This is a genomic window from Enterobacter sp. DN (assembly GCF_046054285.1).
Classification (GTDB): domain Bacteria; phylum Pseudomonadota; class Gammaproteobacteria; order Enterobacterales; family Enterobacteriaceae; genus Enterobacter; species Enterobacter hormaechei_C.
The window spans coordinates 325,505-338,117 of sequence record NZ_JBJJTG010000004.1 but is presented as its reverse complement, the minus strand read 5'-3'; the positions used below and the strand labels follow the sequence as shown (position 1 = coordinate 338,117).

At 58.8% G+C, this 12,613-nt stretch carries 8 protein-coding genes; 6 read left to right on the top strand and 2 right to left on the bottom strand.

Going from position 1 to position 12,613, the window contains the following annotated elements; genetic code table 11:
- Positions 1 to 301 precede the first annotated feature (301 nt).
- Positions 302 to 1,069: a DedA family protein gene (locus ACJTMZ_RS12480; RefSeq protein ID WP_015572658.1), complete on the bottom strand. Its 768-nt coding sequence runs from the start codon at positions 1,067 to 1,069 to the stop codon at positions 302 to 304.
- Positions 1,070 to 1,187: 118 nt separating this feature from the next.
- Positions 1,188 to 2,033, bottom strand: a complete 846-nt coding sequence (araC, locus tag ACJTMZ_RS12475) for an arabinose operon transcriptional regulator AraC (RefSeq protein WP_003856402.1) — start codon at positions 2,031 to 2,033, stop codon at positions 1,188 to 1,190.
- Between the two features lie 337 nt (positions 2,034 to 2,370).
- Between araC and araB the strand changes: the two genes are divergently transcribed.
- The 6 genes from araB (at position 2,371) to rluA (ending at position 12,595) form a co-directional block, all read left to right on the top strand.
- Positions 2,371 to 4,080 carry a ribulokinase gene (gene araB / locus ACJTMZ_RS12470; RefSeq protein ID WP_252010802.1) on the top strand — a complete coding sequence of 570 codons (1,710 nt, stop codon included), beginning with the start codon at positions 2,371 to 2,373 and terminating at the stop codon, positions 4,078 to 4,080.
- Positions 4,081 to 4,090: 10 nt separating this feature from the next.
- Complete coding sequence (gene araA / locus ACJTMZ_RS12465) at positions 4,091 to 5,593, top strand: L-arabinose isomerase (RefSeq protein ID WP_015572656.1); 1,503 nt, start codon at positions 4,091 to 4,093, stop codon at positions 5,591 to 5,593.
- Between the two features lie 86 nt (positions 5,594 to 5,679).
- The gene (araD, locus tag ACJTMZ_RS12460) at positions 5,680 to 6,375 is read left to right on the top strand and encodes an L-ribulose-5-phosphate 4-epimerase (RefSeq protein ID WP_015572655.1); all 696 of its coding nucleotides are present in this window, start codon (positions 5,680 to 5,682) and stop codon (positions 6,373 to 6,375) included.
- Between the two features lie 156 nt (positions 6,376 to 6,531).
- Entirely contained in the window at positions 6,532 to 8,889 is a 2,358-nt protein-coding gene (gene polB, locus ACJTMZ_RS12455; protein WP_023303069.1) for a DNA polymerase II, read from the top strand.
- A gap of 127 nt (positions 8,890 to 9,016) precedes the next feature.
- A complete protein-coding gene (gene rapA / locus ACJTMZ_RS12450) occupies positions 9,017 to 11,923 on the top strand; it encodes an RNA polymerase-associated protein RapA (protein WP_015572654.1) in 2,907 nt (968 codons plus the stop codon).
- A gap of 12 nt (positions 11,924 to 11,935) precedes the next feature.
- Positions 11,936 to 12,595 carry a bifunctional tRNA pseudouridine(32) synthase/23S rRNA pseudouridine(746) synthase RluA gene (rluA, locus tag ACJTMZ_RS12445; protein ID WP_003856412.1) on the top strand — a complete coding sequence of 220 codons (660 nt, stop codon included), beginning with the start codon at positions 11,936 to 11,938 and terminating at the stop codon, positions 12,593 to 12,595.
- Positions 12,596 to 12,613 lie beyond the last annotated feature (18 nt).

Genomic DNA, 12,613 nt, shown 5'->3' with positions numbered 1-12,613 from the left:
GGCTTTACAGGGATGTTACCTCCGCCCGTCCCCGATAAGCCGGAAGGAATAAGCCGAAGGTACCGCGAAGCGGCGATTTTCCGCCGGAAGCCCGGGTCGCCAGGGTGGTGGCGACTGAGCCACCCTGGCACGTTCACCGCTCATGTCGTGACAGAGTAGCAAGGAACATAAAGTGAACGGAATGACCACCAGAGCCGTATGTTCCCCCTCACCCCAGCCCTCTCCCTCAAGGGAGAGGTGGCCGTCTGTGCAGGCATTATTTTGTGGGGAACCCTTAGCCCACAGGGAGAGGGAAAACACCTTAACGGCTCACCACCTTCAACAGGATCTCACCGTACACCGGCATCAGCGGGTGGCGAATCAGCGCCACCAGCGCCACGACAGCCACCCCCAGCGTCAGCGGGGCCAGCCAGAGCAGGCGAGAGCGCGGAAGATAGCGCGTCAGGCGATCAACACTGGCTTTCGCGCTGCGCCACAGGCGCCAGCAGAGCCAAACCGCCAGCCACAGCAGGACCGCCGTTCCCAGCAGCAGCCACTTGAACTCACCGCTTTGCATACCGTCAGGAATATCGATGGCCGCGCCCGCCAGGATCCCCGGCAGGAAGTAGAACGGCGGCCAGAAGACGCAGCCGATGATGTTCGGCACCACAAACTTCGCGACGGGCAGATCCAGCATCCCGGCCACCATCGGCACCAGCGGGCGCGTTGGGCCAACGAAGCGCCCCACGAGGATGGTGAACATGCTGTGCTGGTGCAGCGCGTGCTCGGTTTTATCCAGCAGCGCTTTATTTTTTTTCATGAACGACCAGCGGTGCAGCGGCTTCTTAAAGCGCCAGCCCAGCCAGAAGGAGATCCAGTCCCCCAGCAAACAGCCAATAATACCGGCCATCCACGCCTGCCAGAAATTGACCTCGCCGCTGCCGATAAGCGCCCCAAGCCCCGCCATCATCACGGTGCCGGGCAGGATCAGCCCGACCAGCGCCAGCGACTCCAGAAACGCCACCAGCGCCACGGCGATGAGCGAATACATAACGGACTGGGTAATAAAATGTTCCAGCAATGCCTGCATAACTATTCCGGTCAGAAAACGAATCAGCGATTCTGCTTAGCGCCCTGCACCGCGTCAAGGCATCAATTGTCTGAATAGTTTACAAGATGCGCCTGAAGTTCACCTGAATGTTTACCGATTATTCACATCCCGCACGGAATTCGCTCGGGCTGGCACCGGTGCACTTCTTAAACACGCGAGAGAAATAGAGCTGATCTTCAAAGCCGACGTTACGCCCGACGGTGGCGATAGGCATTCGGGTGGTGCTGAGCAGCAGTTTCGCCTGGCTGATGCGCTGATCCTCACGCCAGCTGAGTACACTCACGCCAAGCTGCTGGCGGAACAGATGAGAGAGCCGTGACGGCGACAGACACACATGCTGGGCGACGCTGGCAATATCAAACTGGCTGTCGGCAAGGTGGTCGCTGATGTACTGGCAGGCGTCGCGGACGCGGTTGTCCAGCGGCGGATTAAGCGACTCGTTGATGGCCTCCATGCGGCGCAGCAGCACCTGTTCAAGCAGGTTGATGGCCAGCAGTTCGGCGTAGCGCCCGCCCGCCTGCCCTGCCTCAATAATCTGTGCGAACAGCTCACGGAACTGCGCCAGATGCGCCTCATCCGGGCGATATAAACCGGTATGGGCGAAAATGGCCGGCCACGAGAGCCACTCCTGCCAGTAGGCGCGCGGACGGAAATAGACCCACTGGTGATACCACTCTTTGGCATCCGGATGGCGCCCGTAGTGGTGGATCTCCCCCGGCGGGAACAGCAGCATATCACCGGGGCGGCAGATAAACTGCTGATCCCCGTTTTTGACGACCCCTTCTCCGCGTACGGTCAGGTTCAGGATATATCCCTTCATGCCAAGAGGGCGATCGACGTAAAAATCGAGATATCCCTCGGCCTCAATTGGCGTCAGCCCCGCCACCAGATGGGCGTTAAATGAGTAGCCCGGCAGTAAGGGATCGTTTTGCGGTTCGGCCATAGATTCAGTTCTCCCAAGGGTCCTGAAGGAAACCAATTGTCCATATCGATAAAAGCAGTATAAAAATGGCCCGCGAAAAGATCCAAAAAGCATCACGCCTCTTTTACGTCCGCCATGTTTCAGCCTTTCCCCCTGATTTGTCCGCCAGTACGGGCAGATAAGCAGTAACAAAAGTGTCTATAAGTGCGGCAGAAATGTCCACATAGAATATTTGCACGGCGTCACACTTTGCGTGGCTACAGCAATTTAGTCCATAAGATTAGCGGATCCTGCCTGACGATTTTTGTCCCCAGTCTCTAATGTTCTTCCATACCTGTTTTTTGGATGGAGCAACACCATGGCAATTGCAATTGGCCTCGATTTTGGCAGCGACTCAGTTCGCGCGCTGGCAGTGGACTGTACGACTGGCCAGGAGATAGCAACCAGCGTTGAGTGGTATCCGCGCTGGCAAGAGGGGCGCTACTGCGATGCGCCGAACAACCAGTTCCGCCACCACCCGCGTGATTACATTGAATCAATGGAAGCGGCGATCAAAACCGTGCTGGCGGAGTTGACGGACGCCCAGCGGGCCGATGTCGTGGGGATTGGCGTCGACAGCACCGGCTCAACGCCTGCCCCTGTCGATGCCGAAGGCCGCGTACTGGCGCTGCGACCGGAGTTTGCCGACAACCCGAACGCCATGTTTGTGCTGTGGAAAGACCATACCGCCGTGGAAGAGGCGGAAGCCATCACCCGCTTATGCCATCAGCCGGGCAAAACTGACTACTCACGGTATATCGGCGGAATTTACTCCAGCGAGTGGTTCTGGGCCAAGATCCTGCACGTTACCCGCGCGGACGCGTCGGTCGCACAGGCAGCCGCGTCATGGATTGAGCTATGCGACTGGGTTCCCGCCCTGCTCTCCGGCACCACTCGCCCGCAGGATATCCGCCGCGGCCGTTGCAGCGCCGGGCATAAATCGCTGTGGCATGAAAGCTGGGGGGGGCTGCCTCCGGCAACGTTCTTCGATGAACTCGACCCGATCATCAACAAAAACCTGACATACCCGCTGTTTACCGACACCTTCACCGCCGATATTCCGGTCGGCACGCTCTGCGAAGAGTGGGCGAAACGCCTCGGTCTGCCGCAAAACGTGACCATTTCCGGCGGCGCGTTCGACTGCCATATGGGTGCGGTGGGCGCGGGTGCGCAGCCCAACACGCTGGTGAAAGTTATCGGCACCTCCACCTGTGACATTCTGACGGCAGATAAAGCCAGCGTCGGCGACCGCGCGGTGAAAGGCATTTGCGGTCAGGTTGACGGCAGCGTGGTACCCGATTTTATCGGCCTCGAAGCGGGTCAGTCCGCCTTCGGCGATATCTACGCCTGGTTTGGCCGCGTGCTCGGCTGGCCGCTGGATCAGCTGGCTGCCGCGCATCCTGAACTGAAAACGCAGATTGCCGACAGCAAAAAACAGCTCCTGCCGCAGCTCACCGAAGCCTGGGCAAAAAATCCGTCTCTCGACCACCTGCCGGTGGTGCTGGACTGGTTCAATGGGCGTCGTACGCCGTTTGCCAACCAGCGTCTGAAAGGGGTGATTACCGATCTCAACCTCGCGACCGACGCGCCCGCGCTGTTTGGCGGCCTGATCGCCGCCACCGCATTCGGCGCGCGCGCCATTATGGAGTGCTTCACCGGGCAGGGCATTGACGTGAACAACGTGATGGCGCTGGGCGGCATCGCCCGTAAAAACCCGGTGATTATGCAGGCCTGCTGCGACGTGCTGAACCGGCCGCTGCAAATTGTGGCCTCCGATCAGTGCTGTGCGCTGGGCGCCGCGATTTTCGCTGCCGTGGCCGCAGGCGTACATGCGGATATCCCGACCGCGCAACAGCACATGGCGAGCGCCGTCGAAAGTACGCTCCAGCCTCAGACTCAGCAGGCACAACGCTTTGAACAGCTTTATCAGCGCTACCAGCAATGGGCAAAAAGCGCCGAACTTCACTATCTCCCTGTCGCCGCCCCGGCCAAAAGCACCGCGGACACTACGGCAACCCTGACACATTAAGGACACGATAATGACCATTTTTAATAATTATGAAGTGTGGTTTGTGATTGGCAGCCAGCATTTGTACGGACCGGAAGCGTTGCAGCAGGTGACGAAACACGCGGAGCACGTTGTGAATGCGCTGAACGCGGAAGCCAAACTGCCGTGCAAACTGGTGCTGAAGCCGCTGGGTACCACCCCGGACGAAATCACCAACATTTGCCGCGATGCCAATTACGATGACAAATGCGCTGGCCTGGTGGTGTGGCTGCACACCTTCTCGCCAGCCAAAATGTGGATCAACGGCCTGGCTATCCTCAACAAACCGCTGCTGCAATTCCACACGCAGTTCAACGCCTCCCTGCCGTGGGACAGCATCGACATGGACTTCATGAACCTGAACCAGACCGCGCATGGCGGCCGCGAGTTCGGCTTCATCGGCGCGCGCATGCGTCAACAGCATGCCGTGGTGACCGGGCACTGGCAGGACGGTCAGGCACAAAAACGTATTGGCTCCTGGATGCGTCAGGCGGTATCTAAGCAGGATACCCGCCACCTGAAAGTGGTGCGTTTCGGCGACAACATGCGCGAAGTGGCGGTCACCGACGGTGATAAAGTGGCCGCGCAGATTAAATTTGGCTTCTCCGTCAACACCTGGGCGGTGGGCGACCTGGTGCAGGTGGTGAATGACATCAGCGATGGCGACGTTAACGCGCTGGTGGACGAGTACGAAAGCAGCTATCGCCTGACGCCTGCGGCACAGGTCAACGGTGACAAGCGCCAGAACGTGCTGGATGCCGCACGTATTGAGCTGGGCATGAAGCGTTTTCTGGAACAGGGCGGCTTCCATGCCTTCACCACCACCTTTGAAGATCTCCACGGCCTGAAACAGCTCCCGGGTCTGGCGGTACAACGTCTGATGCAGCAGGGCTACGGCTTTGCGGGCGAAGGCGACTGGAAAACTGCCGCTCTGCTTCGCATCATGAAGGTGATGTCGACCGGTCTACAGGGCGGCACCTCTTTTATGGAGGACTACACCTACCACTTCGAGAACGGCAACGATCTGGTGCTCGGCTCGCACATGCTGGAAGTGTGTCCATCCATCGCGGTTGAAGAGAAACCGATCCTCGACGTGCAGTACCTCGGCATTGGCGGCAAAGCGGATCCGGCCCGTCTGATCTTCAACACCCGTACCGGCCCGGCCATTAACGCCAGCCTGATTGACCTCGGCGATCGTTTCCGCCTGCTGGTGAACTGCGTCGATGCGGTTGAAACCCCGCATTCTCTGCCGAAGCTGCCGGTCGCCAACGCTTTGTGGAAAGCGCAGCCTGACCTGCCAACCGCCTCGGAAGCCTGGATCCTGGCCGGCGGCGCGCACCACACCGTATTCAGCCACGCGCTTGACCTGAACGATATGCGTCAGTTTGCCGAGCTGCACGACATCGAACTGACCGTGATTGATAACGACACCCGTCTGCCAGCCTTTAAAGACGCGCTGCGCTGGAACGAAGTCTATTACGGTTCAAAACGCTAAGTACGGAGTGCCCGGTGGCACTTCGTTTACCGGGCCTACGGTTCTGTAGGCCGGATAAGCGCAGCGCCATCCGGCAGGAGACGACAATGTTAGAAGATCTCAAACGTCAGGTACTCGAAGCCAACCTGGCGCTGCCAAAACATAACCTCGTAACCCTGACATGGGGCAACGTCAGCGCCGTTGACCGGGAAAAAGGGGTGTTCGTGATCAAGCCTTCCGGCGTGGATTACACGGTAATGACCGCAGAAGACATGGTGGTGGTCAGCATCGAAACGGGTGAAGTGGTTGAAGGCAATAAAAAGCCCTCCTCCGATACGCCCACTCATCGCCTGCTGTATCAGGCCTTCCCGACCATCGGCGGGATTGTGCATACCCATTCGCGTCACGCGACCATCTGGGCGCAGGCGGGCCAGCCTATTCCGGCCACCGGCACCACCCACGCGGACTACTTCTACGGCACCATTCCCTGCACGCGTCTGATGACCGATGCGGAGATCAACGGTGAGTACGAATGGGAAACGGGGAACGTGATTGTCGAAACCTTCGAAAAACAGGGAATCGACGCGGCGCAAATGCCCGGCGTGCTGGTGCACTCCCACGGCCCGTTTGCCTGGGGTAAAAACGCGGAGGACGCGGTGCACAACGCGATCGTGCTGGAGGAAGTCGCCTATATGGGGATCTTCTGCCGCCAGTTGGCACCGCAGCTGCCGGATATGCAGCAAACCCTGCTGGATAAGCATTACCTGCGTAAGCACGGTGCGAAAGCCTACTACGGGCAGTAAACCCTTGCCCGGTGACGCTGCGCTTACCGGGCCTGCGGAACCTGTAGGCCGGATAAGCGCAGCGCCATCCGGCGGAACGGGCACTGTATAAAACCCCAGCAAACACCCCTCAACCAGGCTATAATCAGGCCTGGTTTTGTTTTATGGGATATCGGCGTGACGCAGGCGCAAGAAGGCTTTTTACTGACCAGACACTGGCGGGATACCCCTCAGGGTACTGAGGTTGAATTCTGGCTGGCAACGGACAACGGCCCACTAAACGTTACGCTCCCGCCGCAGGAGTCCGTGGCCTTTATTCCTGAAGCTCACGTCGAGAAAGTGAAACAACTGCTACGCGGCGAAAACAACTGGCGCCTTACGCCGCTCCAACTGAAAGATTTCCACCGCCAGCCGGTTTACGGCCTCTACTGCCGCGCCCATCGCCAGTTGATGCGCTATGAAAAGCTGCTTCGTGAAGCAGGCGTGACGCTTTACGAGGCCGACATTCGCCCGCCTGAACGCTTTCTGATGGAGCGGTTTATCACCGCCCCCGTCTGGGTAGATGGCACCGCGCAAAACGGCAGGATCGTTAACGCGCGCCTGAAGCCTAATCCGCACTATCGCCCGCCGCTAAAGTGGGTGTCGCTGGATATTGAAACCACCCGCCACGGCGAACTGTACTGCATTGGTCTGGAAGGCTGTGGGCAGCGGGTTGTCTATATGCTCGGGCCGCCGAACGGCGATGCGTCCGCGCTGGATTTTAATCTGGAGTACGTCAACAGCCGCCCGCAACTGCTGGAGAAGCTTAACCAGTGGTTTGCCGAGCACGACCCGGACGTGCTGATCGGCTGGAACGTGGTGCAGTTTGACCTGCGCGTGCTGCAAAAACATGCCGAGCGTTACCGTATCCCGCTGATTCTGGGGCGCGGCAACAGCGAGCTGGAGTGGCGTGAGCACGGTTTTAAGAACGGCGTATTCTTTGCACAGGCCAATGGTCGCCTGATTATCGACGGCATCGAGGCACTGAAATCCGCCTTCTGGAACTTCTCTTCCTTCTCGCTGGAAGCGGTCGCCCAGGAACTGCTCGGCGAAGGTAAATCCATCGACAATCCCTGGGACCGAATGGACGAGATCGACCGGCGCTTTAACGAGGATAAACCGGCGCTCGCTACCTATAACCTGAAAGATTGCGAGCTGGTGACGCAGATCTTCCACAAAACCGAGATCATGCCGTTCCTGCTGGAACGCGCAACGGTGAACGGTCTCGCGGTCGACAGGCACGGCGGCTCGGTAGCGGCCTTCAGCCACCTCTATTTCCCGCGGATGCACCGGGCGGGCTATGTCGCCCCTAATCTCGGCGACGTGCCGCCGCAGGCCAGCCCCGGCGGTTACGTGATGGATTCACGGCCCGGACTGTATGACTCGGTACTGGTGCTGGATTATAAAAGCCTGTACCCGTCAATTATCCGCACGTTTCTGATTGATCCGGTGGGGCTGGTGGAGGGGATGGCCCAGCCAGACGATGCGCACAGCACCGAAGGGTTTCTTGGAGCTCGCTTCTCGCGGAAAAAACACTGCCTGCCCGAAATTGTGGGAAACATCTGGCACGGCCGCGACGAGGCGAAACGCCACGGCAACAAGCCGCTCTCACAGGCGCTGAAAATCATTATGAACGCCTTTTACGGCGTGCTGGGTACCAGCGCCTGCCGCTTCTTTGATCCCCGGCTGGCGTCTTCCATCACCATGCGCGGGCACGACATTATGCGCCAGACCAAAGCGCTGATTGAATCCCGGGGCTATGACGTTATTTATGGCGATACCGACTCCACCTTTGTCTGGCTGAAAGCGGCCCATTCAGAAGACGACGCCGCGCGCATCGGCAAAGAACTGGTCGCCTACGTGAACGACTGGTGGCGCGAAAATTTGCAAAAAGAGCGGTTAACCAGCGCGTTAGAGCTGGAGTTTGAAACCCATTTTGCCCGCTTTTTAATGCCGACCATTCGCGGAACCGACCAGGGCAGCAAGAAGCGCTACGCCGGGCTGATTCAGGAAGGTGACACGCAGCGGATGGTGTTTAAAGGGCTGGAGACGGTGCGCACCGACTGGACGCCACTGGCGCAGCAGTTCCAGCAGACGCTCTACCTGCGGGTGTTTCGCAACGAGCCGTATCAGGACTACGTGCGCGACACCATCGCCAGCCTGATGGCGGGTGAACTGGATGACCAGCTGGTGTATCGCAAGCGCCTGCGCCGCCCGCTGGCCGAATATCAACGTAACGTTCCTCCCCACGTACGCGCCGCGCGGCTGGCGGATGAAGAGAATGTTCGCCGGGGCCGTGCGCCGCAGTATCAGAACCGGGGTACGATCAAATACGTCTGGACAACTAACGGCCCGGAACCCGTTGATTACCAGCAGTCTCCGCTCGATTACGATCACTACCTGACCCGCCAGCTTCAGCCGGTTGCGGAGGGAATTTTACCGTTCATCAATGACGACTTTGCTACACTAGTGACAGGACAACTTGGGCTATTTTGACGCGTGACGAAACCGTTGCCATCCAGTACCATAGCGCCCTTTCCATTCCCGGACCCATTTTTCGATGACCGTCTTTTTTGACGGGGTCGAACTATTGCCTGCAATTAAAGATTAGAGCCAAACAACTATGCCTTTTACACTTGGTCAACGCTGGATCAGCGATACAGAAAGCGAACTTGGATTAGGAACCGTCGTTGCCGTCGATGCGCGCATGGTTACCCTCCTTTTCCCTGCTACCGGTGAAAACCGCCTGTACGCTCGCAATGACTCCCCTGTTACCCGCGTAATGTTCAATCCGGGCGACACCGTGACCAGCCACGAAGGCTGGCAGCTGAAGGTTGAAGACGTAAAAGAAGAGAATGGACTGCTCGCCTACATTGGAACGCGTCTTGATACCGACGAGACGAATGTTATCCTGCGTGAAGTGCTGCTCGACAGCAAACTGGTTTTCAGCAAGCCGCAGGACCGTCTGTTTGCCGGGCAAATCGACCGAATGGATCGCTTCTCCCTGCGCTACCGCGCGCGTAAGTTCCAGAGTGAACAGTACCGCATGCCGTGGAGCGGCCTGCGCGGCCAGCGTACCAGCCTTATTCCCCATCAGCTGAATATCGCCCATGACGTGGGCCGTCGCCATGCGCCTCGCGTGCTGCTGGCTGACGAAGTGGGCCTGGGTAAAACCATCGAAGCAGGCATGATCCTGCACCAGCAGCTGCTCTCTGGCGCTGCCGAGCGCGTGCTGATTGTGGTGCCGGAAACGCTGCAACACCAGTGGCTGGTCGAGATGCTGCGCCGCTTTAACCTGCGCTTCTCCCTGTTCGACGACGAGCGCTATGCCGAAGCCCAGCACGACGCGGACAACCCGTTTGAAACCGAACAGCTGGTGATCTGCTCCCTGGACTTCGTACGCCGCAGCAAGCAGCGCCTGGAGCACCTGTGCGACGCAGAATGGGATCTGATGGTCGTCGACGAAGCGCACCACCTCGTCTGGAGCGAAGATGCGCCAAGCCGTGAATACATGGCGATTGAGCAGCTTGCCGAGCGCGTACCGGGCGTTCTGCTTCTGACCGCCACCCCGGAGCAGCTGGGTCTTGAGAGCCACTTCGCCCGTCTGCGCCTGCTCGATCCGAACCGATTCCACGATTTTGAGCAGTTTGTTGAAGAGCAGAAAAACTACCGTCCGGTGGCGGACGCCGTTGCGCTGCTGCTGGCCGGTAATCGTCTCTCTAATGATGAACTTAACACCCTCAGCGATCTGATCGGCGAGCAGGATATTGAGCCGCTGCTTCAGGCCGCGAACAGCGACAGCGATAATGCGGGATCTGCGCGTAAAGAGCTGATCGACATGCTGATGGACCGTCACGGCACCAGCCGCGTGCTGTTCCGCAACACTCGTAACGGCGTGAAAGGCTTCCCGAAACGCGAGCTGCACACCATCAAACTGCCGCTGCCGACCCAGTACCAGACGGCGATTAAAGTCTCCGGCATTATGGGCACCCGTAAATCAGCGGAAGATCGCGCGCGCGATATGCTCTACCCGGAGCAAATTTATCAGGAATTTGAAGGCGACACTGGCACCTGGTGGAACTTCGATCCGCGCGTGGAGTGGTTAATGGGTTATCTGACCGCGCACCGTTCCCGGAAGGTGCTGGTGATCTGCGCCAAGGCAGCCACCGCCCTGCAACTTGAACAAGTGCTGCGCGAGCGCGAAGGTATTCGCGCCGCCGTGTTCCATGAAGGCATGTCTATTATCGAGCGCGACCGCGCTGCGGCGTGGTTTAGTGAAGAGGACAGCGGCGCGCAGGTTCTGCTGTGCTCCGAAATCGGTTCTGAAGGCCGTAACTTCCAGTTCGCCAGCAATCTGGTGATGTTCGATCTGCCGTTTAACCCGGATCTGCTGGAGCAGCGAATCGGCCGTCTGGATCGTATCGGTCAGGCGCACGATATTCAGATCCACGTTCCGTATCTGGAGAAAACCGCCCAGTCCGTTCTGGTTCGCTGGTACCACGAAGGCCTGGATGCGTTTGAACATACCTGCCCGACGGGCCGCACCATTTATGACCAGGTGCATAGCGATCTGATCGGTTACCTCGCGGCGCCGGAAAACACCGAGGGCTTTGATGAGCTGATCAAATCCTGTCGAGAGAAGCACGACGCGTTGAAAGCTCAGCTGGAGCAGGGTCGCGATCGCCTGCTGGAGATCCACTCCAACGGCGGTGAAAAAGCGCAGCAGCTGGCCGAAAGTATCGAAGAACAGGACGATGACACCAGCCTGATCAGCTTCTCCATGAACCTGTTCGACATCGTCGGCATTAACCAGGACGATCGCGGCGAGAACATGATCGTGCTGACCCCGTCCGATCATATGCTGGTGCCGGATTTCCCGGGCCTGCCGGAAGACGGCTGCACCATCACCTTTGAGCGTGATGTGGCGCTTTCCCGCGAAGATGCACAGTTCATCACCTGGGAGCACCCGCTGATCCGCAACGGTCTGGATCTGATCCTCTCCGGCGATACCGGCAGCAGCACCATCTCCCTGTTGAAGAACAAAGCCTTGCCTGTGGGCACGCTGCTGGTGGAGCTGATCTACGTTGTGGAAGCGCAGGCGCCGAAACAGCTTCAGCTTAACCGCTTCCTGCCGCCAACTCCGGTGCGTCTGCTGCTGGATAAAAACGGTACGAACCTGGCCGGCCAGGTGGAGTTTGAAAGCTTCAACCGTCAGCTGAGCGCGGTGAACCGCCATACCGGCAGTAAGCTGGTGAATGCGGTGCAGCAGGACGTGCATGCCATTCTGCAACTGGGTGAAGCCCAGGCCGAAAAAGCGGCCAGAGTGCTGATCGATGCGGCGCGTAGCGAAGCCGATGAGAAGCTTTCTGCCGAGCTGTCGCGTCTGGAAGCGTTGAAAGCAGTGAACCCTAACATTCGTGACGATGAGCTGGCCGCCATTGAGAGCAACCGCCAGCAGGTGCTGGAAAGCCTGAATCAGGCGGGATGGCGTCTCGACGCCCTGCGTCTTATCGTTGTGACGCATCAGTAAGCGGAGCGCAAGATGGTAATGGAGCCCTACAATCCCCCGATGGATCCGTGGCTGGTCATTCTGTATCAGGACGAGCACATTATGGTGGTTAACAAGCCGAGCGGCTTGTTATCCGTGCCGGGGCGTCTGGAAGAGCATAAAGACAGCGTGATGACGCGTATCCAGCGTGATTATCCCCAGGCCGAGTCGGTCCATCGTCTGGATATGGCGACCAGCGGCGTGATTGTGGTGGCTCTGAATAAAGCGGCAGAACGCGAGCTGAAGCGTCAGTTCCGCGAGCGCGAGCCGAAGAAACAGTATGTCGCGCGCGTCTGGGGCCATCCGGCGCAGGCGGAAGGGCTGGTGGATTTACCGCTGATTTGCGACTGGCCGAACCGGCCAAAGCAGAAGGTGTGTTACGAAACCGGCAAGGCCGCGCAAACCGAGTATGAAGTGCTGGAGTACGCGCCGGATAACACCGCGCGCGTCCTGCTGAAGCCGATTACCGGGCGCTCCCACCAGCTGCGTGTGCATATGCTTGCGATGGGTCACCCCATTCTGGGGGACAGATTCTATGCGCCGCCGGAAGCGCTGGCGTTAGCGCCGCGCCTGCAACTGCATGCGCAGACGCTCACCATCACCCACCCTGCTTTCGGCAACGCCATGACGTTCAAAGCCCCGGTGGACTTCTGAAAAAATGGCCCGACACTG